General features: G+C 37.8%; 12 protein-coding genes. 7 read left to right on the top strand and 5 right to left on the bottom strand.

The features are described 5' to 3' along the window. Positions 1–48 precede the first annotated feature (48 nt). From MKX39_RS03710 to MKX39_RS03700, 3 genes are all read right to left on the bottom strand, one after another. Positions 49–4,299 (bottom strand): S8 family serine peptidase, encoded by a 4,251-nt coding sequence (locus tag MKX39_RS03710; RefSeq protein WP_340768360.1) that lies wholly within the window; start codon positions 4,297–4,299, stop codon positions 49–51. Between the two features lie 364 nt (positions 4,300–4,663). Next, positions 4,664–9,382 carry an endonuclease gene (locus tag MKX39_RS03705; protein ID WP_340768359.1) on the bottom strand — a complete coding sequence of 1,573 codons (4,719 nt, stop codon included), beginning with the start codon at positions 9,380–9,382 and terminating at the stop codon, positions 4,664–4,666. A 96-nt stretch (positions 9,383–9,478) separates the two neighbouring features. Beyond that, complete coding sequence (locus MKX39_RS03700) at positions 9,479–13,093, bottom strand: S-layer homology domain-containing protein (protein WP_340768358.1); 3,615 nt, start codon at positions 13,091–13,093, stop codon at positions 9,479–9,481. 621 nt (positions 13,094–13,714) lie between these two features. On the opposite strand from MKX39_RS03700, the gene MKX39_RS03695 reads away from it, so the two are divergent. Continuing rightward, a complete protein-coding gene (locus tag MKX39_RS03695; RefSeq protein WP_340768357.1) occupies positions 13,715–14,758 on the top strand; it encodes a M23 family metallopeptidase in 1,044 nt (347 codons plus the stop codon). Positions 14,759–14,979: 221 nt separating this feature from the next. Here the strand turns inward: MKX39_RS03695 and MKX39_RS03690 are convergent, their stop codons facing one another. Beyond that, the gene (locus tag MKX39_RS03690) at positions 14,980–16,803 is read right to left on the bottom strand and encodes an S-layer homology domain-containing protein (RefSeq protein ID WP_340768356.1); all 1,824 of its coding nucleotides are present in this window, start codon (positions 16,801–16,803) and stop codon (positions 14,980–14,982) included. A gap of 166 nt (positions 16,804–16,969) precedes the next feature. Between MKX39_RS03690 and MKX39_RS03685 the strand changes: the two genes are divergently transcribed. The 6 genes from MKX39_RS03685 (at position 16,970) to MKX39_RS03660 (ending at position 22,194) form a co-directional block, all read left to right on the top strand. After that, a complete protein-coding gene (locus MKX39_RS03685) occupies positions 16,970–18,493 on the top strand; it encodes a glucosyltransferase domain-containing protein (RefSeq protein ID WP_340768354.1) in 1,524 nt (507 codons plus the stop codon). 13 nt (positions 18,494–18,506) lie between these two features. After that, positions 18,507–19,385: a UTP--glucose-1-phosphate uridylyltransferase GalU gene (galU, locus tag MKX39_RS03680; protein ID WP_340768352.1), complete on the top strand. Its 879-nt coding sequence runs from the start codon at positions 18,507–18,509 to the stop codon at positions 19,383–19,385. Positions 19,386–19,495: 110 nt separating this feature from the next. Continuing rightward, entirely contained in the window at positions 19,496–20,224 is a 729-nt protein-coding gene (locus MKX39_RS03675; protein ID WP_340768351.1) for a glycosyltransferase family 2 protein, read from the top strand. 1 nt (position 20,225) lies between these two features. Beyond that, a complete protein-coding gene (locus MKX39_RS03670; RefSeq protein WP_340768350.1) occupies positions 20,226–20,564 on the top strand; it encodes a DUF2304 domain-containing protein in 339 nt (112 codons plus the stop codon). A 3-nt stretch (positions 20,565–20,567) separates the two neighbouring features. After that, the gene (locus MKX39_RS03665) at positions 20,568–20,909 is read left to right on the top strand and encodes an EamA family transporter (RefSeq protein ID WP_340768349.1); all 342 of its coding nucleotides are present in this window, start codon (positions 20,568–20,570) and stop codon (positions 20,907–20,909) included. A 19-nt stretch (positions 20,910–20,928) separates the two neighbouring features. Continuing rightward, the gene (locus MKX39_RS03660; RefSeq protein WP_340768347.1) at positions 20,929–22,194 is read left to right on the top strand and encodes an ArnT family glycosyltransferase; all 1,266 of its coding nucleotides are present in this window, start codon (positions 20,929–20,931) and stop codon (positions 22,192–22,194) included. 199 nt (positions 22,195–22,393) lie between these two features. Here MKX39_RS03660 and MKX39_RS03655 read toward each other — a convergent pair whose 3' ends face one another. Then, the gene (locus tag MKX39_RS03655) at positions 22,394–25,348 is read right to left on the bottom strand and encodes an S-layer homology domain-containing protein (RefSeq protein WP_340768346.1); all 2,955 of its coding nucleotides are present in this window, start codon (positions 25,346–25,348) and stop codon (positions 22,394–22,396) included. Between the last annotated feature and the right edge of the window lie 45 nt (positions 25,349–25,393).

Here is a 25,393-nt window from a genome sequence, read left to right as displayed (position 1 = left end):
AAATTAACTCTCCTTCCGCCTTTTAGGACAGAAGGAGAGTTAATTACTTTATTTTAATCCACCCATAAAATTAGTGAATATTTTCGCAGCATGGGCGCGAGTTGTCGGATCTGCCGGTTTAAATTTACCATCAGAACCATCCACTACTTGTAGCTCATAAAGCATAGAGATGGCATTGATTGTTTCTTCGTCGTAGGCAGTAATATCAGAGAATGGTGCTATTTTAGTAGCTACATATTTTTTACCTGTTTTAGATGCATATGCGCGTTCAATCATTAAAGCAAGCTGCGCACGTGTCACTTTTTCAGAAGGTTTAAATTTCCCATTCTCCCCTTTGATAATGCCGAATTTAAAGCCTGCAGCAATTTCTGATTTTGTTTCTGTCGCATAACTTGCGATATCCGAGAATGGTGCTGCTTCTTGTGTTTCTAATTTTAATGCACGAACGATTAACGATGTTGCTTGTGCACGTGTTAAAGATTGTTCTGGTTTAAATGAGCCATCTGGATATCCCTTCATAAAGCCTAATAATGCAGCTTTTTGGATATAATCCGCAGCCCAATGTTTAGCAGGTACGTCTGTAAATATAATTGGTTTTGGCGTTGGTGTCACTGGTGGTGTAGGTGTTACTGGTGGTGTTGGTTTAACTGGATCTGGTTTAGTTGGACTTGGATTCGGTGTTCCTGGACTGCCTCCACCTGGTGTTCCAGGATTGCTTGGATTTCCAGGGTTTGTTGTTGTAGGATTTTTAACCGTCACATTTACTGTCACTTCATTTTTTCCATGTGTAATCGTAATTGTAGTAGAACCTTTGCCAACCGCAGTTACTAATCCATTTGCAACTTTTGCAATATTTTCATCTGCTACTACATACTTAGCGTCTGAAGTTACATTTTTAGTAGTTGCATCACCTTCTACAGGCGTAGATGTTTCGGTCACAGTCAGTTGAGATGTTTCTCCAGCTGTTAAATCTAGCTTAGTTGGGTTTACTGAAATTGATAGTACTGGCTCTGGGACTTCCACTACTTTTTCATAAATTAATGCTTCGCCAACATTTCCTGCAGCGTCATTAATAATTACTTTTACTGAATCTGTGTCAGCTGTTACTGGGAATGTAAAGCTACCATCTTCATTCAAATTAAATGAAACGGCTGCTTTTGCTACCCCGTTTTCAGTGGCAATATACGAAGCTTTTAATTTGTCATTTAAGTTGTATTCTAAACCGTATAAATATAATTCTTCATTGTAATCGATATATTTGTCTGTTACTTTACCTGTTGCATTACCTTCAGCTACTGATCCAGTAATTACTGGTTTTGTAGTTTTCACGACAATTGGTCCTACATAGTCGGAAACTACTCCTGAAGCTGCAAGTCCAGTGAAGTCAACTGTATATAGACCATCTGGAATCGTTGTTGCAGGTGCGGTACCCCATGGTTTGTATTGTCCAGCAACATTCAGGTTATAAGATCCTTTTGCTAGTGCTGCACCTGAATGCAAGTATCCAATATAACCATCTCCATATTCGCCTCCTTCAGGATCCATAATATCCCAAAGTTCAATATAGTTAGTAGTTACGTCACCAGTTAAGGTAAATGATAAGACTGCAGTATCTTTAACTCCATCACCATTAAAAGATAAATCTGTTTCTGTAATTTTATAATTTTGTATTGTCGTTGCTGCCACTCCACCAAAGTCAGCCGCAAATGGCAAGGAAACTTCTGAAGCCCCACCGTTAATATGGATATATCCTAGTATTTCAGAACCGTTTGGTGCAGTTGCTTTAGAAGCAGTTAACGTAACTTTTAATATTTGCTCTCCAGCAAGATTGAATGTCGGTTTGTCTATCGTCACTTTTGCATCACCAAATGACTTGGTTACATCTACTGAGACGTTATAGCTTCCACCTTTACCAGCAATATCTTTCACTAAAATCTCTTTTGTGACGGAAATATTACCATCTTTCAATGATTGAGGACCGAAAGTAACTGTTCCTTTCACGTTATCCACAATAGCTCCATTGCTATCTAATACAGCCGTATCTAATGCATACGCAAGAATTTCTGGATGTGCTGCTGCATATGCATTCACACGTCCTGCTCCTTGAGCAAATACATCGTACTTCGTTGTATCCAATATTTTCGCAGTATTGGAAAGCGCTACTTTTACATCAAAAGCATTCCAATCAGGATTTGCTTGTTTTACAAGTGCAGCAATACCTGCAATATGTGGTGTTGCCATAGAAGTTCCTGTTTTACGATCATATGCTTCCCCGTAAACTGCATCAGGGAAATCTTTTTTGTACATTGGAATAGTAGACATAATATTTGTTCCAGGTGCACTTACATCTGGTTTAATATCAAAGTTTGGTGTAGAAGGTCCACGTGAACTGGAGTCATTTACATCATCTCCAACAGTATTCGTGGAAGCAAATTTACCAAAGCTTACTTTCCCTGTTCCTTTTGCTAATTCCGTACGGATTGCCATTCCATCCGTATAAGACATATCAACTGTTGGAATGAAGGCAAATGAATCTCCAAGGAATGTACCTGATGCATTTGGTGTACCCGATCCTGTTGCTGAGTTATGAATAATTGTAGCAACTGCTCCTTGCGCCTTCGCATTATCAATTTTATCGACAAATGCAATTGAACCACGAGCAATCAAAGCTACTTTCCCTTTCACATCAATTCCTTCAAAATCTTTTACTTCCCCTAGCCCAGGTACTGCCACTAAGTCAAACTCGCCTTGCAGTTGTGTTGCTAAATCTTTTCCAAAAGTTGTACCCATTAACTGAAGTTGTTTCGTTAAGTTATAGTCTCCAACTGAAACTTTTACTTCTCCGTTATGCATCGTTTCGGGATTAGTTGTGTTACCAACTGCAATTCCTAAACGTGCTGTAGCAGGAGTTCCCATCGTGCCACGGTTTGGACCATCATTACCTGTTGCGACAACTCCGATAGTCCCAGCCATCATGGCATTATTTATAGCAAATGATCCTGCATCCGTTTCAGAGTTTGCTCCTCCGCCAAGTGATAGATTAATAACGTCCATATCTTCAATAACAGCTGTATCTATAGCTTTTACTATACCTGAAGTTGAGCCACTGCCATATGCTCCCAGTACACGATATGCATAAAGATCTACTTTAGGTGCAATCCCTTTAATGCCATATTCGTTTGCCCCGATTGCTGCAATTGTACCAGCAACATGTGTACCATGTGATGTATAAAATGAACTTCCCGTTGTATTAAATTCAGGTGTTCCTGTTGGACGTTCAGAAGGTAATGTCTCCGATGCATCATCTTCTGTACGTGTTTTTGTATAAGTGGATGAATTTGGAATGAAGTTCTTTCCACCTTTATAAATGCCTGCGAATTCTGGATGATCTGCATCAATACCTGTATCAAGTACAGCAACTTTTACCCCTTGTCCTTCAATTCCTTCGTTCCAAAGCTTTTCAATGCCTAAGAAAGAGATACTTGTATTCATTTTTGCTTCTAAGGTGTCTTCTTTAACAAGTTCAAGATCTGTATTTAGCACTGGAGGTACTATTGGATCTGTTGGGTCTGTCGGATCTGCTGGTGTGGTTGGTTCTGTTGGTTCTGTTGGTTCTGTTGGTTCTGTTGGTTCTGTTGGTTCTGTTGGTTCTGTTGGTTCTGTTGGGTCTGTTGGGTCTGCTGGGTCTGCTGGGTCTGTTGGGTCTGCTGGGTCTGCTGGGTCTGCTGGTGTGGTTGGATCAGTTGGTTCTGTCGCATCCGGCCCTTCAGATGCGTGAACTACTGCATCTGGCTCAACTAATGTAACACCATTAATAGTAAGTAATTTGGCAAGATCACTAGCTTTTACGTTTGCTGCAAAACCATTTAATACAGTGTCATATGAGAAAATTTCTTTATAAGAAATCATTTTATTGTTCATTTCTTTTTTTACAGATGCTTGCTGTGAAATTACTTTTGCTTTGACAGAGCTAGCCGCTGATTTCGTAAAACTTTTACCCGCTAACTCTGTAATTCCTTTTTCAAGAGCTACAGGTTTTTCTGAAAGATGAACAATTACTGCCACTTCTTCATCCCCAGATAATCCTTGTAAATCTTTGTGAAGTGTTGGACCACTATTTGTAAGACTTAGTTGTTCAGCAATAGCCGCTTTCATCGCCAATGTACTTTCGCTTGGCTCCTGTGATTTAAACGGCGTCTTTCCTGTGTTAGCAAACGCACTTGTTGGAGCTAGCATTGCAAAGACCATCATTAGAATTAAGAACGCACTAAAGGCCTTATTAAACATTTTCTTCCTCATTCGATTTCCCCCTGTTCAGCAATTTTGTGCAATAACATTTCTGCATGTTCTTTCAAGACCGCATCCTTTCTGCAAGTATCATTAGGATTTTTGTACAAGCATCAGGCACACTGATGCAAAATATGATACTGATACATTGTATGAATAGATGGGCCATGCTATGAGAAAAATTAGTAATTAGTATTTTTATGGGGGGTGAGGTAGGGAGGCTATCGTAACGACGGTGACTCTTCCGTATAGATAAGGATAACTCTCGTATTGGTGTCTGTTGCTCTCGTATAGAAAGTGTAAGAAGATTATAAAAAGCCCTGCAGAGATGGATCTCTACAGGACTTCAATTTATTAAAATTTCTAGGATTAGGTGCTAGTTCCAGATTGATGTTGCCCATTCCGGGTGGTCGATGAACGGATTACGGTTACCTTGCCATTTTTGAATGGTTTCATTGCGATTGCGTTCAAATTCATCTACTGGATCTTGCTCATGCCATTTTAGTAAGGTGGAGAGCTTTCCATGATATGGTGCGCTACCGTTACCGAGCTTTTCGTTTAGTTCTAAATCTACTTTATCTCCTTTTTCATAACGAGTTGCCATGTAAAATAAAATTCGAGCGACATCTCCTTTTACACGATTAGGCGGTTCAAATGAGTCTCCGTCTTTATAGCACCCATTACAATTATTAACAGGACTTCCCCCATTATCAAAATCTAAATTTCCTCTTGAGCTGTTCACTTGTACATCTGTCGGACGCAAATGGTGGATGTCCGTACCGGGTCCTTTACTTGTCCCGAAGTCACCATGTGATTTAGCCCATGTATGTTCTCGGTTCCACTGACCTACGTTTCCACCATTGGCAGTTTTAGAACGGGATACTCCAGAGTAAAACAATATGACATTGTTTTTATTGTTTGGGTCTTCATCTGTTTCACGTAATGCTAACCATACTTGGTCGTAAGAAAGTTGAGTATGGTCGTCAATTATTTCATGTAGTGCATTTTTTAATGCTTGACCTTCTTTACCGTTGGCATCTTTGTAATATTCATCGGTAGGTGAACTAGCCGAAGTTACGCGTACACTGAAGCTTGTTGTTACACTTTCTTCACCATCTGTAGCGGTAACTCCTACAATATGACTTCCCTCTTCAAGGGTTAGTTTTAACGTTGCCCCTTCTATCGTTCCTAATGTAGAAGTAAAAGTTAGTACTTGGTTTTCTGGGTCTGCAAAATAATCCGTTAATAGGATTGAAATGCTCTCTCCAATTTTAACTGTATGACTCGGAATACCTTTCTTTAATACTGGTGCTTGATTTTCACCAGGTAAAGAAGGAACCACAATGGGTTCCCCTTTGGAATTTGTGAATTTAATATTTTTACTATCTGCTCCGTTAATAAATTCAAATTCTTGAATATTTTCAGCGCCTCTTATTTCTTTTATGTTCGTACCATCAATAATTACTTTTTGGACAATGGTACCTTTGAAATCCATAATTGCGCCAGCATTTTCTGGCTTAATCGTTACCGTTTGCTCTGCAAAGCCAGCTCCATGGAATTCTGCATAACCACTCATGACCAGAATGCCTTCCATGATTTCGGATGAATCATCAAGAGTAATAGAAACACTAGGCTTACTAATAGTTAGTTTTTTCGTTTGAAGATTTTTGATGTCGTATGTTTTTTCAGCTGTAATTGGAATAACAACATCTTCTTCTAATAGATCAATTTGTACCATTACTGGATCGTGGTCACTTGCACGTCCTGCCATATCAGTGAAATCTGCATTAATATGAAGAATGTCAATTTTCGTTTTATATTCTAAATTTTTCGTTACTAAAATATGATCTAGTACTTGTGAGTTACCTTGGTAGAGGTATGTGTATCGATCTGACGTTTCCACTTTGTTAATCATATTTGTCATCTGTTCACCCTCGTGAATTAAAAGGGCATCGGCAAATTGATAATCGTTAAAATCACCTAGTGATACAACATTCGCTGCTGGGTTTTTCGTTTTAATATCTACAACAAAGTCAGACACGACTTTTGCAATTTTTTTACGTTGGCCTTCACTGTCGTATTTCGGTGGTTGAATGGATCCAAATAATGGTGTATCACCACTTTTGGAGTTCCAGTGATTAGCAATAACGATGACGCTCTCGCCTTTAAAATCAAATTGAGCTACTAATGGTTTACGGCTGCTGTTAAATGCACTATTTGTTGGATCGATACGACCTGGGTTATGTGTTAGCTTGCCATCTTTGTAACCAACCGCCGTTGTCGCACTTCCTGGTGAACCACCTTCTGTCAATTTTACTCGGTCCGGATTGTATAGGAATCCAACCCGAATATTTGCATTTGGTGCACCTCCATCTGAGTTGTTTACAGGGTCAATATTTACATATTTGTAGTCTGCTCCTCCAGCTGTTTTAATCGCTGTAATAAGTCTTGTATAGCTTTGATCTGCCTTCGAGTCTCCACTGCTTTCTCCGTTATTATCTTGTACTTCAGTTACACCAACAATATCAGGACTTTGCATATCCGTAGCAATTGCTCTTGCTAATTTACGCGCTTTGTCGTCTGTAGTGGATGTTTTGTTATTCGAGAAGTTTTCTAAGTTATAAGAAGCAATTGTTAGCTTATCATCTGCTTTTACAATTGTTGTTTTTTCTGGTGTCGCAGTTCCTTTTGAATGAGCAGCCTTCATATCAGCTAAAGAGACATAGATCTTAAAGTTTTGGAATGAATAGCCTACGACTCCAGTAATCGGCCCTTTAAACTTATCTCCAGTTGCTACTTCGAAATCACGACCTGGTCCATTTGGTTCTAAACGGAATTGCACGCGATTTGGATTTTGGTTGTCCTTTTCATATAAAACTCCGCCATGAAGAGAGTTCGTTGGAGCTTTTTCCAAAACTGTGATTAAGTCGCCATGCTCTTGAGGGGCTACTGCTTTCACGTTTCCAACTTGCACGCGCATTGCTTCGATACTTTCCCAGAAATCGATTGCGTCCACTGTTGGATTGAAAACTGTAAGATTGTCGCTATCAATTTTAGCTAGAGACATTCTAGTTTCATCGATTATGATTGGAGTTGGTAAAGCTACACCACTTTTAATGACTGAGATTTTTCCTCCTTGGTCATTTCGAACATTGATTTGTGTTGTTTTCAAATCTGTTGTTTGACGATCATCGTAGCCGTCATATGCAAATTCACTCACTTTCCCAGTGACTGTTACTAAATCTCCTACTTTAATCGGCCATGTGTTTGTTCCGCTGTAAAGGACAATGGCTTCAGAAGTATGTGGGTTTGTATCCGCTAACTCATCTGGTGTTTGGATATGATAGTAGGTTGCACCATTTAACAAGAACGAGTAAGTAACGACTCCTTGAATTCCTTCTACTGTTTGATTGTCAAAAGTAGTATAGTGTCCTGCTCCTTGGATATCATGGATTTGTAGACTATCTGTAATTGTATATTCGAATGATTTTACTTCACTAAAAGTTCCATCTTGTGTTTTTACGACCGCTTTAAGTGTTGAAGTTTTTGTGATATTAATTGGAGATTCATATTTTACACCAAATTCCATTGGATCTTTTCCATCCACTGTGTAATAAATCGCTGCATTTGCTGTTGTTGTGGATAGTGCTACTGTTGTGCTTCCAACAAAAGTTCCACTCCCTGGATTTGCTATAACAGGTTGAATGATGGAGCTATCCGCTACAATATCTGAAACAGAACGCGGGATAATTTGATAATCCGCATCAAACTGCTGAACAATACCAGTAATAGATTCATACGTATTACCTACGATTAAACCTAATGCGTTGTTTTCATCGCGAACGATGAAGTCTGTTGTCCCATCCGTTGCTGTATAGTTCCCTGCATTTACTGCCGTTAATGTAATTTGTTTTGCTTGGACAAGTAGGGACTCATTGGTTTCATTAACTTCAGCTCCTGCTACGACCTTAGGAGTTGGGGCTCCGACATTTTCTGTTTTGCTGATGATCGTCGTCCCGTCTAGTTGAAGAAGTCCTCTGAAATCAGCTAATTTCCCAGTAAGTGTTACTTCATCTCCTACTGTAACAGGCAGACTTGAAGGACGTATTGCAATGCCGCCTGTCGCATCTTGTACAGAAACAGTATTTTTCAAGTTTGCTGCTACTATCCCTTTAATAGTCACAGTTTGACCAATAGCTGTATTGCGGGCCTCTCCAATGGATAATGCTCCTGTTTCACTGATAACTGTGTAAGTGAATGTAGAAATTTGACTGTTTACAAGACCTTCTTTTATCGCGATTGCCTTAATTGTCATGTCTTTATCGATAACAATTGGGGCTTCAAATTTAGTACTTGAGCTAGTTGGATCAGTTCCATCTGTCGTATAGTAAATTGAAGCGCCGTCCGTGTTCGTAGCTAATGAAACTTCAGTGCCTGCTGGAACAGTCGATGATGGAATAGAAACTGTTACTGCTTCTACTTGAGTTTCTCCAGGATCCGGGACACTGTTGTCTATTTTGTGGGAGCCTAAATTCTCGAATGTATCGATACCATATTTAATCCATTCTAAATTGACATCATATGCATCGTTTTGAATTTTATCTCCAGCAGTAACTGAGCTTTTTCTTACAAGGGTAACGTTTTCACCCCACATGATTCGTACTCCTACTTGCCCAAACGAGTCAATAACTTCATTGGATTTTTCTAAGACAATAGCATCGTCACCATTGAAAGCCATGACGGTTGAATTACTTAAATTTCCCTTAGCTTTTAAATCGGCATTCGCGCTTCCATGAGTAATAACATACGTCTTTCCTGTATCTAATTGACCCGATAAGTTTAATTTGGTTGCTGTTGTTCCACCATTCGGGTATAACTCTAGGGAATATTTACTTAAATCAACTGTAGCATCTGTGCCATTGAACAGCTCGAGCGCTTTATTATTACCACTGCCTTCTATATACTCCGAAATAATTAAATCCGATGCATTAGTAGCTGCTAAAACTTTCGATGGCAACACTGGAATTACTAGACCGGCTATTAAACTTGCAGATAAGAAAGCATTTATGGGCCTTTTCCAATTCCTTTTACTCATCTATACAATTCTCCTTTTATATAGGGATTTCTAGTAAAGTTATTATAATAATTTACCAAGCTTTCAAATTACTATTCGAAGGTTAGGTAATTGGCATTAAAAAATTGTCTCTCCATCCACAGTGATTCCATCAAAATTCAAGTTTTCTCCGTTGAGCCCTGTAAGGTCTAAGTTGCCTTTAACCGTAATATTAGAAAGTGTCATATTATTAGAAGGAGTTCCTGTAATTATTAAATTCCCCTTGATAATTGCATTTCCAAGGAATGCAATATCTGTAACTGAAACGGTCACGTCGCCATTGTATACTTTTTGTGCATTAGGTGTACCTGAGAAATCTTTAGCAGGAATATCGCCTCCAGGGAATTCCACTTCTTTTCCTGCTACATCCATGATCCGTCCTTCGACTTTTGGATCCACTGTGCCTAAACTTACAAGGTGGTCACGGAAGTTTTCCCAATCAGATAAACCTAAATCGGTTACTCTTCCCTGCTCGTATGCTTTTTTCAGTACATCGAAACCATCTCCGCCTTTAGCAGTGAAGGCATTTGTTGCAATTGTATACGTGATGTCTTCTTTTATTTCTGTGTAAGTTCCGTCTGCATTTTTATAAGCAATTGATACGACACGTTGGCGAGCTGGTTTGGAGGAATCATATTCTACTTTTGCACCTGATACATGTAGGAATCCGCCATTTTCAAGCGGCAGATCTTTGAAGCTAATTTCAAATGCTTCTTTAATTTCGGCTCCTGTTAAGTCCATCGTTGCCAATGTATTTCCGAACGGAAGAACTGTGATTATTTCTCCAATAGTAATAAGTCCTTGATTGATCGGAGCTCTAATTCCACCACCATTTTGGAATGCCATGACTACATTTTTGTTATACTCTTTTGCTTTATTTAGCATGCCATCCGTGATTACATTGCCTAGCGGTGTTTCATTTTTCCGTACACTATTACTGTCTGTACGTGGGTTTTCTAATGCATTCATAGCAATTGCACCAGATTCTTTTCCTTCAATTTCCTTAATCTTATCTGTGTATTTCTTCAACAATACTGCCGCATCAGGGTCAGCTGCTTTGTCTGCAATTTTGATCAACTTACCTGCATGCCCTACAATAACTCCGTTTTCATCAAATGTTACGTCGAGTGTTCCTAAGTTTTCCGCATATTGACCGGACTGAACTATAACTGTTGGCTCGTCATTAACACCAATCAGAACAGGCGTTGCCAATGTTGTATGACTATGCCCCCCTACGATTACGTCGATACCTTCGACCGCCTTAGCAAGTTCAACATCATTGTCTACTGCTGGATTGTCGTCATAGCCAATATGTGTGATGGCAACAATTTTGTTAATGCCCATTTTTTCAAACTCAGCAACCATCTTTTTCGCATCGTCAATATAGTTCGAGAATGTGATTTTTTCTGGGCTTGAAATGTCTTTCGTGTCGGCAGTTGTTAAACCAAAAATCCCAACTTTTTCACCGTTCACTACTTTTACAATTCCAGAATAAATATTGGCATTCTCAGGATTCCCTTCTATTTTCGTATTGAACAGGCCAGTAAATAGATCGTCTTTTGTGAAGTCTACGTTTGCTGAAACGAATGGGAAGTTCGCTGCTTTGATAAAATCTGCTAATGCTTTGTGACCTTCATCTGATGAACCTAGGTCGAATTCATGGTTACCAAATGTCATTGCATCGACTTTCATTAAATTCATAAACTCTAAGTCTGCTAGTCCTTTAAATTCATTAAAATAGAGGGTTCCTGAGAATACATCCCCAGCATCCAATAACAATGAGTTCGGTTTGACAGCTCGTACTTCATTCACCGCTGTCACACGTCTTGCAGCATTGTCCAAGTGGGCATGGGTATCATTGAAATGCATAAGCGATAGTTCAAAATTCTCTTCACTATTAGGAGTAACGGTAATAGCTTGTTCGACTGATTGGTTACTTAGTGTGTGGGTAAAAGTTATACTTGAGTCTGCTGTTGTGAGCATGGATCCATGTTCTTTGCTTGCTGTAATACCTTTTGCCGCAAAGTTTTCATACCCAACATCTTCGGTTGTTTCATCGGATTTAGTTAAGGTGATTACTAGTCCGGTTAAGTCTAGCGAATCTCCTTCTTGATACGTGGTTTTTGCTGGTGGTGTGCTGATTGCTGCACTTATCACATCAAGGTTTGGGTTTTCGTCATCCAATACGGTTAACTCATAAGTGGCTACACTACTATCTTTTCCATTATTTAAAACGGTATAAGCCTTTAATGTCACGTTTCCTTTTCCTAGTACAGGAATGCTTACTTTACCGTCTTTAACGTCTACAGCATTCGAAGAAGATGTAGGATTACTACCATCAAGCGTATAGTAGACTTTATTTCCCTTGGTTACAGTTAACTCAATGATATCACCGGATGTAATTGTAGTTTTGCCAGAGTATATTGGGATAGATGCTGTTTCTATTACTGGATTTTCACCGGGTCCTGAATTATTTCCTGGGCTTGTGTTACTTCCGCCTGGTGAAGGGGTTGTCCCTGGATTTGTAGTAGAGTTCGCTACGCCATTAATCTTGGCGATATTTCCTTTTACTTTATCATAGTTTTGTATGATATCTTTTGCTTGTGTCCCTGTTGGTAGTATAAGGTCGCCAATTTTAGCATTTGTGCCGAGCGTGATTTGTGTGTTTTTAGATAAGACTTTTAACTTTTCAACTTTAGCATCTACTGTGATTGAGGTAGTTCCCTTGTTTATTTGCAGTAGATCTAATATCACATTTTTAATCGTGATGAAATTGCCGTTAGTGGAAAGTTCGCCATTAAATTTATCGCCTTTTGCATCGAATACGAGATAGTTATTAGCAGTTCCGTTTGCTTGTATTTCCATGTTGCTAATACTTTCGATTTCCTTGTCTTTCGCTGTGTATTGTACATGGGAACCTTTCAATATTGCTAAATTGGATTCGCTTATGATATTAGCCAAGCTTTTTGGAATTGCATACGTTCCATCTGAAACTGATAGTTCATTATTGGAGATATTTTGTATAATAATTGCTTCTTGTTTTTTGGTAAGTTCCGTTCGATAAATAAAGGAAGCAACTTGTCCACGTGTGACAGATGCGTTTGGATCATACATGCTCGCATTCTTACCAGTTGTAATTTTCATGGCAAATAATGTTTGAATGTAATTCGCATACCATTCATTGTCTTTTACATCATTAAATGGTAAGTTGCTAAACTTCTCTTCTTCAAACTTAAAACCTTTCACTAGAATCTTAGCCATTTGAGCTCGTGTTAAATTTCCATCTGGATTGAATGTATTATTTTCATAGCCTTTTAACACGCCAGCCTCTACAAGGGCAGCAATCGCTCCATAGTTTGGATGGTTTGTGCTCACATCTTTGAATCCAGGATCTTTAACGTTTTTTGTATCTAATTCTAGAGTAAGCGCCATTATTTTCGCCGCGTGTGCTCTGCTAACGTTTTTGGAGGGTCTAAACGTGCCATCTTCATAACCAGTAATTATTCCTCGGGCAGTCAAATTCTTTACTGCTTCATAGAAATGCTGAGATGCTTGTACATCTGAGAATGATTTTTCTTGCACATCCGCTGCAAATGCATTTGGTGGTGACAATGTTACAAGTGACCCAGTTGCTAAGGACATTGCCAGCGCAGCTTTATACGTCCGTTGTCTAAGCTTTCTACTTTCTTTCATAAACTAGCCCCCTATTAATCTTTAGTTGCATTGTAGGACTGCCAAATTTCCTATACCTTTCACCATATGTTAGGTATTAGGGAAAGATTCCAATTGTTCGAGATATAGATTAACCCTTGAGTTACTAGATTTTTTGAAAATTTGCAGGCATTTTGTGTAAGTTATAAACAGTGGACTCAATCTCTGAATTGTTTGTCCGAGGATTTTAAATATGGCTATCATAATGGCAATGAGTCTCTAGTATTGGAGTGCAGTGTGACATTTCTCGTCTTTGGGACATAATCATCTACAGATATGTGAAATCTATTTAAAAAAACATGAGAAACAAAGTTGAAAATAACAGCCCGCTTTTAAGCAAATATTGTTCGAAATGGGACTGTTTATTGATTATGAATTGTTTCTACCCTAGTTAATACATATCTATCGTGGATAATCTAAGATTGAAACCTTAGTAAGTCTTTTGGTTATTAATAAGTAATCATAAAGAATCAATAGTAAACAATATTAGTTCTTTTTCATTATTCGACATTTAATTCTTTGGCACCCTTTTCCAGTTACTCTATTTTATTTATTTTTGTATTATGATAATCTTTGAGAGATTTCAAATTAGGAGGAATAATCTTGAAGAAAATCAAGTATTTCGTATGTTTAGTAATTTTAACTTCCGTTTTTAACTTCAACACATCAATGAAAGCAGAGGCAGCATCCACAATATTTATGAAGCCAGCTGAAGGTGGATACTCAAGTTTCTACGGTCCTCGATGGGGTAGGCTGCATGCTGGTGTTGATATCGCTGCAAATGGAATTGTTCCTATATATGCTTCTACTGCGGGAACAGTGACAAAAGTTTTTGATGGATGTGCTAATGTTTCAAATGAATGCAGTAGTACATTGGGGAATTATGTTATAATTCGTCATAATTTCAATGGTAAAATTATTGATACTTTATATGGACATATGCGTCCTGGTCTAAATGTTGCAGTTGGTCAAAGCGTTAGTAAAGGTCAACAACTTGGTTTAATGGGAACTACAGGAAGTTCGACAGGACAGCATCTTCATTTTGAGGTACATCCTGGAGGTAGAGCTAGTAATTCTGCTGTTGATCCTATGCCTTTTTTAAATGGTACAATGGATTCTCAACTTCCAACATTGCCAATAGATTGGCATAAAGGCACACTTAATGTCGGACAAGTAGGTTGGATTAAAATTGACCAACCAATTAATCTATGGAAACGTGTGGGAGACGAATTAGAATACGTTAGAGTATTAAAAGAAAATGAGTTATATAGAGTTTATGGTTACGACAATTTATATGGTGGACAATATAATGTAGGTGATAACCACTATATTACTAAGATGGATACACACATTGAGTATAGAAATGGTTATATGGAATGGAGAGGCATTGAGTTTAATAGAAACCAAGTAGGTGGACTCGATATTCTGAAACCGATAAATCTCTGGAAAAAGGATGCAAATGGTAAACTTACTTATGAACGTATACTAAATCCGGGCGAGTTTTATAGAGTCTATGGATATAGTAGTGATAACGGTGGACAGTACGATGTTGGTGGAGGTTACTGGGTTACAAATATGAGTGGGTATATTACTTATTCAACTCCATCCAAAGATTTCTTAGACAGAGCTCAGAAAAGAATATATTAATTGTTGAAAAGCCGAACATCCATATGTTCGGCTTTTCTGTTTATCAAAAAGAACGATGTTAAACTTTTTGTGAAAATTCAAGTCTTATAAAAGAAAAATTTGAGATTTAACCATTATTTTGCAGTACGATTAAAAGTATATCTTGATGGAAATTTGTTTTCGTACTCTCTTATTTTCCCAAGAAAAAAAGAACCGATTAGATCGATTCTTTTCCGTAATTATTAGTGCAATGCTCGGTTGATAAAGGATGCGAATTGCTGTCTGGTTACCGTGTCATTTGGTCGATACGTATTGTCTACTGTGAAACCGGTGGTGATTCCTCTTGTATATAATGTAGTAATCTCTTTATAGTATGGATGAGTTGGACTTATGTCTTTAAAGTTATGGTCGCTTATGCCTTGTAACTTAAATCCTTTTACGATTGCTTTTGCCATAACATCCCGGTTCATTGGTTGGAAGGCATTGATCTTGCCGTTTTGCGGTTCAATAATGCCATATCGAACACCGGTTGCAAGTACTGAATAGCCATAATCTCCTTTTTTCATATCTGTGACGCTCATTGTTGCAGAATCGGATGCATTAATGCCAAGTGATCGTAAAATCATTTCTGTTGCTTGAACACGCGAAAGTGTCCCAGTTGGATAGAATTTACCTTTAGAGCCTTTAATAATTCCAAGTTGATAAAGAGATAGCATATCTTGATAGGCTGCATTTGACTTACTGACGTCTGGAAAGAATGGTACCTCGCCGATGACCGCATAGTTGGAAGAGGATACTTTTTTAAATATTTTTGTTGAAGCTACTACCGGAATTTGCTGAGCAATTCCAGTTCTATCCTTTCTTCCTTCGGTAAATATAGCTTTAATCGTATACGTTCCATTTGTTAGTTTTTTAGGTAAAGAAAGTTGGAACTTTTCATTGCGTATACGATAACTAGACTTGTCCGGAGATAGTCCAGGTAAATACATTTTTTTAGTCGTAGCAATAATTTGGTCATTGGAATCTAATACGTCTACGTGAATTGTGCCCCGCGCTGGAACATTGCCTTTGTTTTCTACTGAAACTGTACTATACACAACAAAGTCACTTGCTCTTTGATAAGCTGATACATTACTTTGCGTTAGTGAGACATTATATTTTCGTTTTACTTCCGTTGTGTGTGGCTCGGCAACCCAGTTTAGGGAATGCTTTAAGAATACTTGCCCTTCCTTGTCGCCGGTTGTCTTGTCCCAGCTCTGCAATTTCCCAGCTGTTATGTGGTCATACATTTTAAATCCTATATACACCATTCTACCTTTGCCATGTTCTACTGCATAAGCAGCACCTGTTGTGCCTTTTTTTACAGTACCTGGTTTGTCAGTTGCGGAATAATTTGTATAAGTTAGTAGTGGTGAAATGGCATTATTCCAAGGTTCTATCACTTCCACCCAATCCCCAGCAGGTCTCGTATTGGTAAAGGAGAAATTTGTTTTGCCAAGTTCTTTATATGAGTTCGTTAAAATAGGATGTTTGTTCGATGTATTGTTCACTGTGAAGTTGGTTAACTGAACATCATCTATAAAACGCGATGCAAATACTTCCGTAAGGTTGTCCCACTCCCATATCCAAGTTAAGGTATCATAGATAAGTGGAGTTTTATCATTTATGAGAACTGTATCCATATGAGCAGACTCATTTCGGGCAGTTCCAAAAGCAAAGATAGCCCCTCCCCCATCTTGCACGTATAATTTCACATTTTCACGCTCTGTTACATTCATCATGACCGTATATGGGAATACTATCGCGTCATATTTGCGCAACTCACTTAAACTTTTTAATTCATTTTCAGTAATTTTGGAAACTTGAAAATCTTGAGATTGATAGAGCTGATAGAGTTTCTCTGCCTTGTCATTGGAGAGACTCCATTTTTTAGTCTTTGTATATGTATTACTTGGGCCATGAAACAGAACTCCTATCTTGGGCTGATCAGTTTCAGCTACTACTTCTTGTTGATCTATTGCCCAAATGAAAGATAAAACAAGTACGAACGTTATTATATGTTTCATTATAAAACCTCTCTCATATAACTTAGTGTTTTCTAAAGTGCTTATACTACACGTTATTGGCGTCTCATCTATTATACCAATAAACCCTCTTGCTACTCGACTACATTTCACCTGTGGAGCTATGCTATAATTTGAAGGGATTAATATAAATAAAAGGAGTACTTGTATGCCAGAACAAATTTTAGAAAAATTCAAGACGTGGCTTCGCCCAGAGTGGAAGTCTGCATTTATAGCCAGTGTTGTTATTGGCTTTTTGATTCATTTATACGCATTTGTCAATTATTTACCTAACCATGATGGACTTATTAATATTCATAATACACAATTGAAATTTAAATTAGGACGCTTTTTCCTCGGTCCTTTTAGTGGGATTAGTTCATTCTTTGATCTACCGTTTGTCATCGGAGTAATGTCTATTTTCTATTTAGCAATTACAGTCGTGCTGATTGTAGAGATTTTAAAGCTTCGGAAAACCTTGTCCATTTGGTTAACAGCCGGCTTGGTCGTAAGTTTCCCGACGGTCGCTTCCACCTTTTCTTATATGTTCACGGCCGATGGATACATGATGGGATTCTTGCTCGCTGCGTTAGCTGTTTTAGTGACACAAAAATTTAAATATGGCTTTATAGCGGGAGCTTTAATCTTTTATTTATCTGTCGGCATTTATCAGGCAAATTTACCATTTGCACTAACATTAATCGCATTAGTATGGTTGCAAGATCTATTATTTGGGAATAGAAAGATAAAAGTAATGGTTTATAAGTGGACTAGCTATGTATGGACAATTGGTATCGGCATGATTCTTTATGCTATTACATTTAAAACCTATCAAACCTATTTTGCTGGGGAGATTACTGATTATCAAGGATTGAGTGAAATCGGGGCTGGTTCCTTGAACTTGTTATCGGCTTTTGTCGCTATTAAGGATTCCATGCTGAACTTTTTCTTTGGAGGCTTCCAGGCAGATATACCAATGACTTTCATGGATGTTTTGAATATCGTGTTGGTATTTATAACTATTGCAGGTTTAATATGGGCTTTACGTAGACTATCAATTGGACATATTGTACTTGTAGTTGGCGTTTTCGTAATGATGCCAGTACTTTCCTATTGTATGTATTTCGTGTCGCCTGGTGTGGAATACCATATGCTAATGGTAATGGGACTTGTTAGTTTTTATATACTCCCAATTTTGTTTTATGACCAAATGATTAGTGAAAAAAGATTTGGTCAAGGGATAGCTTGGTCTACAGTTATTGTACTCGGATTAACCGTTTTTAACTTTGGACTAATCGCCAACATTTCCTATTTTAATACCACTTTAAAGTATGAAAAGTCCATTTCCTATGCGAACCGAGTATTGGACCGTATGGAACAAACGGATGGTTATGAAAATGTCACGAAGCTTGCGATATTTGGTACATATTATTTGAAGTCCGAGTTGGGTTCCTCAACAATTCCTGACAAATTACCATCTATGACGGGCGTTATTGGGGAAACAATTTTAGCACAGCCATACCATTACCAGTATTTGTTCGCCAACGAGTTTGGTGAATCATTCCACTTAGCAAGCGAACTAGAAAAAAACACAATTCAAGATAGTGAATGGTTTGAAGAGATGCCAACATGGCCTCATCCAGATTCGATTCGAGTCAAGGGTGACATCATTGTTATAAAGTTAAATAAATAGAGGAGTGTATACAATGGGTTCTATAAGAAAAGCTATTATTCCAGCGGCAGGTCTTGGTACACGATTCCTTCCTGCTACAAAGGCTATGCCAAAAGAAATGCTACCAATTGTAGATAAGCCAACTATTCAATATATAGTAGAGGAAGCTATTGCATCTGGTATTGAAGATATCATTATCGTCACAGGAAAGCATAAACGTGCGATTGAAGACCACTTTGATAATGCATTTGAACTAGAGGCAAACCTATTAGAGCATGAAAAATATGATCTGTTAAACAAAGTACAAGCGCCTTCCAATGTGGATATCCATTATATTCGCCAAAAAGAACCACTTGGGCTTGGACATGCTATATGGTGTGCACGTAAATTTATAGGAGATGAGCCATTCGCTGTTTTACTTGGAGATGACATCGTTTCCAGTGAAGTTCCTTGTCTAGCACAGCTTATCAATCATTTTGATAAGGTACAAAGTAGTGTGATTGGTGTACAGAAAGTGCCTTTGGAGGACGTTCATCGATACGGCATTATAGACCCGATTAGTACGGACGAGCGTTTAATGATGGTTCGGCAATTTGTCGAAAAACCAAAACAGGAGGATGCTCCTTCTCAATTTGGGATTGTCGGAAGATATATTTTAACACCAGCTATTTTCTCTCTACTAGAGGATCAAAAAATTGGAGCTGGTGGCGAGATTCAGTTAACGGACGCAATTGAGCGACTGAATAGAAATGAACCTGTCTATGCCTATAATTTTGAAGGTAAGCGCTACGATATAGGCGAGCAGCTAGGTTTTATCGATACGACTATAGCCTTTGCTTTAGAACGACCTGATTTACGTCAAGGCGTCGAAGAAATATTAAAGAAATATATGAAATCACTTGTGTCTCATTAATTAGTTCGCATTTAAAGTGTGGATGATGGATTTGATTGAGTTATATAAACTATGTTATTATCAGGAGTATTGATTTGAATACTAGTATTTGTAATGAAAGGGGCTTTCCGTTGAATACTCATAGTGGAGATTCGACTGTTTTAATCATCGTTCCTGCTTTTAATGAAGAGGAAGCGATTGAAAATACAATTAATAAACTACAGAAATTAAGAACGACCCATAGTTCTGTGGATATATGTGTGATCAATGACGGTTCTAGAGATCGAACTGCCGAAATTGTGAGATCGCATCCGGACATTATTTTGTTAGATCTTATAAATAATCTAGGTATCGGTGGTGCAGTTCAAACTGGTTTTAGATATGCGCATGAGTTTGGTTATGATGTTGCTGTTCAATTCGACGCAGATGGACAACATAACGAAGAGGATTTGGCATCGATTGTAAGACCAGTTCTTGCAGGTGATTGCGACATGTGTATCGGATCCCGTTTTGTGGAAAAGACCGCATACGAAGGAAGTTTAGCACGAAGATTTGGTATCTATTACTTTCAATACCTCATCTTTTTGTTAACGGGTCAAAAATTTACAGACGCAACTTCTGGATACCGTGCCATGAATAAGAAGGTTATTGCCTTATTTGCTTATGATTATCCACGTGATTATCCAGAGCCAGAAGTCATTATTTATTTACGACGAAAAAAAATGGTGATTATTGAAAAAACGGTTAATATGCATGCCCGTCAAGGCGGCGTGTCATCTATTACACCCATTAAGTCACTCTATTATATGTTCAAAGTGACACTTTCCATTATTATGCAAAAATTAATTAAGGAGAACTAATATGAATATTAGCTTACTTTCATTTTTAATCGTTCTCTTCTTATTTTTTATCATCATCGAGTCGGTTCGAAGAGGAATTCTGGAGACGAAGTATTCTCTCTTATGGATTGTTACGTGTGTTGCAATGGGGTTTCTTACACTTAATGTGAATTTCATCAATAAGTTAAGCGACTATATTGGCATCTTTTACGCACCTTCTCTATTATTTCTATTTGGTTTATTGTTTTCCCTTCTACTTATTTTCGATTTAACTAGAAGAGTATCTAAACTAAACAAAGAGTTAACGACGTTAACGCAGGAACAAGCGATATTGAAAAAAAAATTAGAAGAGAAGGAATAAGACATGGTTTATCTATTGTTATTAATAAATATTTCTCTCCTCGTAACGGGGCAAATCTTATGGAAACTGGCTGTAACAGGAATTGAACAATGGAACGTTTCAACCCTCATCGGAGTCATCTTATCCCCTCTATTCATCGGTGGAGCTACGCTGTATGTTATTGCGACAGGTATTTGGCTCGTTATTTTAAGTAAGCTGCCACTTAGCGTTGCGTATCCAAGTCAAAGTATTGGTTATATTTTCGGTGCAATCTTTGCACTTTTCATTTTCAAGGAAACAATTTCCCTAACTCAATGGGGTGGAATGGCTATTATTATTTTTGGAGTATATCTTGTAGCTAAATAGTTAGAGGTGAACAATTCACGTGAAATTCATTAAGAATCACATTGTATTTATTGGTATATTATTTATATATTTGATCGTAAATCTCTTTTTCTTAATCATGCACCCCGGAACATTATTTAACGAACCGGAGCGATTTGGAGAAGCGATTTCGATATACGGGTCAAGAGACGGGTCACTTTATGCGAAAATGGCTTGGCAACTCATTAATGATGGAGTTTACGGCTATAATATTGAAGGCTCTAATGCCTATGTAACATACGGCCATCCGCTTTATTTAACCGTATTATTCAAAATAGCAGACTTACTTAATACGAATCATATTATGGTTTATCGAATGTCAAATATGCTGTTGAATTTGGGTATTGTCATCCTAATCTATTCGATTTCGATGCGGTTATTCAAACATAAATGGGTAGCAATCCTTGCTAGTATTTTCTATATGACACATATCGGTCCGCTACATTATTTCAGAACCGCCCTTACTGAAATTCCCGCAATCTTTTTATTCCTTCTGACGATTTGGTTGTTCTTATTTGCATTAGCGAAAGATAAATACCGCTATCATATCTTATTTGGAATCGTTGCATCACTTCTATTAATGTTCCGTGCAACGCCAGCTCCCATGTTGTTGTTCGCTTGGTTCATCGTTGTTGGTCATAAAGGATTTAAAGAAGGTGTGAAAATAGGTTTTATTTGGGTGATCGGACCCGTTGTCGTCATGATGCCTTGGGTCGTCAGAAATCTAATCGTGTTCGGGGAACATTATCTGTTTTCTTCGCATTCAGGTGGCCCCCTTCTAGGTGGAGCTAATCCATTTTACTTAATCCCTCAGGACGTGCTTGTTCAACAATCCATAGAGGCGGGATTATCTGATTCTGAATTTGGGAAACAACGAATTATTGAAGGGTTCGAAACAGATCTCCCACTCTGGTTGAGCTGGTTTACGGTTGGTAAAACTTTATGGTTATTTTTCGATAGTTTAGGAAACCCTGATGGACTAGGACCTTATAATGGCGTGTTTTCCGCATTTTGGCTCGGCTTTTTCAAGTTTCAAAATATGTTCGTCGTAGCGATTGGTTTCTTATCTGCTATTTTATTGAGAAAACATAAACCTCTTGTTTACCTGAGCACTTTACTTTTAATATATATATTCTTTTCAAATATTTTCTTAACCATTCCAAGATATGGACTGCTTGTCTTTCCAATTGTGTCGATTATTACCGCATATGGACTCGTTACATTTTGGACGTATATAACAAGTAAAATTAGAAATATTAAAGTTTAGACTTTTTCTGTGAGCGCCCTTGAAAAACTGGTGGGCGCTTTTTTTGTGTTAGTTGCTTGAAGGTTATATGATGGTTGGATGAGGTTTAGTGGTGATTGGATGGTGCCATGTGTTAGTTACTTGTTTTTATATGGCGGCTTATTAGATATATTTAAAGTGAATAAGAAAATCCTCTCAATAGATGAGAGGATTTTTTGTTTTATTGACCTACTAGTACTTGAGTTGTTAGTATGTTGCCATCTACGACATAAGTTAAGTAGAATGAGTCTCCTGTTTCTACGTCTTTAAATGATAGATTGTTGGTTCCATTACCTATTACGCTTGGTACTACGTTGTCCGCATCAGCGTTTACAAGATTTGTTACCGTTAGTTTGATGCGGCTTGCTGCTGTTTTAGAAATATCTTCTCCATATTGGTCAGTGATTTTCAGTACTGCTCGTAAATCTGCTGATGCAATATTTACCGTTGCTGTTGTTGCCGGGACCTTTAAGACTTGGTCTCCAACTGTCAGACCATTAGATGATTGAAGCTTGATACTGTTTGCAAGTGGCTCGGTTTTTGTTATTAGGATTTCTTGGTCTAGTGTAACTGGCTTAAGATTAGCATTTACTATTACTTTCACTAGAACTGTTTGATCATCTTTGTCTATAATATCTTTCATTCCACGAACGGAAATTTTCCCATTTGTTTCATTATAGATAAGGTCATTATGCCCTGTGATAACAGTATACTCCGCTTTAGGCACAATCAGTTTGTTGCCATCTGGTGTAATCCCATAAACTATCAACTCAGTTGCATAGTTTTCTATGTTTAACCTTGCTGGGTTATCATATATTTGCTCAATTCTTTTCATCTCATAAGCTATGATATTCGCTTTATCTATTACTTTGAGGTTCATTTCATAGGCACTTGAATCAATCGTTTGGGCTTTCCCTTTTGAGTCTACCTTTTGTAAAGAAAGCTTTAACGTATCTGCTCCTTTTTTATTACCAGTAACTGTCACGTCGTTTTTAGCGGTGATAGTTTTATTTGCTGAGACTGTTACTTTGTCATCCATTGCAGATACTAGAACAAAGTATTTACTAGCGTTTGCTGTTGTTTCTGCCATTGCAAGTTTGGAATCATCTAGAAGAAATTCACGATCATACTGATCTAGTACAATAATAGAGTCTTTGTTTAATGAAAGTGACCCTCCAACTAATAGATTGGTTTCAACGTCTTTTGTTGCGACAACTTTACTTGCTTCTGCTTTTGCTTTAACAGTTACTAAAAGTGTTGCAGATTTCAATGTTGCTGTTGTTGCAGATATTAAAACTTGGCGATCTGTATTTGCTGTAGATGAATCAGTGAGCATTAGTTTTGCTTTACCTGTTGATGGATCAGCTTCTATCGTTGCTTTCAATTTAGGATCACTAGTCGTTATTTTCAATCCATTAGCATTATTCAAAGTTACCGCATTTGTAATTTCTTTTCCATCTATACCTCGAACTTCGAAAGGTACTTCTGTCTTTTCATCTGCAACAACTAAATTTGGGTTGCGTAGCAAAATTGTATCTGCCTTCACGCCTTCCGCAACGACCACTTCATATTTTGCCGTTTTTCCGGTAGATTTTGAGTTGATGGAAATAGTTGCTTTACCAGCTTTCTTCGTTTTTGGCTGTTTAAGCTCCAACACTGTTTGTTTTTGACCTTCTATTATTAATTGTGAAAAAGTAGGTGTGGTTGCACTTTTGTTCACGTCCACGATTGATGTATCCGAAATGCTTACGGTAACGTCTTTCGAGATATCTTGAAATGGTACTTCTAAGCCATATTGGTCTATTGCTTTAAGAACTAGATGAAAATCTTCGTATGTAGCATCAGGATTTAGTGTAAGGCTTGGATCTAAATCGTTATACACATTTTTAATGCTCACTTCAGCTACCTTAGATAGTTCAGATACTTTTACCACTTTAGAAGAAGATGTAGAAGTCTTTGTATCTAATAAAGTAATGGAAATATTATCTCCCAGTTTAAAAGTAGAAGATGCTGTCGCTTTCGAAATTTCTATAAAACCTTCAGCTGGCTTTACAGCAACATTGCTACCTGCTCCAGTCACATCTGTATTTACCACTAATCCTTGAGTATATGCTGTCATATCTTCCCCGTATTGGTTTACTACTTTATACGGTATTCGCACCTTGTTTCCTGCAGTATTTGGGACAGCTGCATTTTTGGGAAACTCAATAGAAGTTACTTTCTCCTCTTTCACGGAAGTTGACATGGATAAGCTTGTATCTGATATTCCAGTAACTGATACATCATATGTACCTGCAGTTAATCTATCAGATAGGATAAGCTTGACAGACTTGTTATCTTTTGCGAATTCTACATTTGTGATTCCTACGACTGAGGTTCCTTTTTTGACAGTAATTTTTGCTGATGAATCTATAACTTTATTGAAAGTTACTGTTAATGCTTGTGCACCCGTCGCTTCAAAAGTTTTAATCGATACGCCATTTAACTCAATTACTCGTTGAAGGAAAGTTGCAAATTGTCCTCTCGTTGTTGTGCTTTTAGGGTTAAACTTATCCAATGTAGGATTTGTAATATCAAAGTAGTCAAGTACAGTAATATAAGGACGAGCAGCTACTTTAGCGTTTGCCAAGTCCTTTACATCGCCTTTAAATGCTTGTTTCGCTACATAATCTTCAAAATTCTCACTTTCTCCGATATTCATGAGTCTAACTAAAGCGATTGCCATATCTTCACGAGTCATATTTTGATGAGCAAGGAGTTTATCTTCTGTGCCCCAAAACACTCCATTATCCTTGATCACAGCTGCATATTGTAATAATTCATCATTTACGTTAGTTTTCGCTATATCTGTAAAACGAGATTTAAACTTATAGTCTTCAGGTACAACAAACCCCTCAGCTACTAAGTATTTTCCAATCAACTTCACAACATCAGAGCGTGTCAATGTTTTCGTCGGCTTGAACGAACCATCTGGATAGCCACTAATAACACCAGCTTCTACTAATGCAAAAATCGCTTTTTCGTGTGTATTACCAGTAGTATCTGAGAAACTTGCTGCTAGAGCTGTAGGTGCAACTGCTGTTGCTACTAAAGATATAGCTATTGAACTCGTTAGAAACTTATTTTGTTTTTTCATCTATAAACATCCCCCTTTTTTATGAACATCACAGCAAAAATTAGA

It is taken from the genome of Psychrobacillus sp. FSL K6-1464, from assembly GCF_038003145.1.
Classification (GTDB): Bacteria; Bacillota; Bacilli; order Bacillales_A; family Planococcaceae; genus Psychrobacillus; species Psychrobacillus psychrotolerans.
This window is presented reverse-complemented; position numbering and strand designations above follow the sequence as displayed.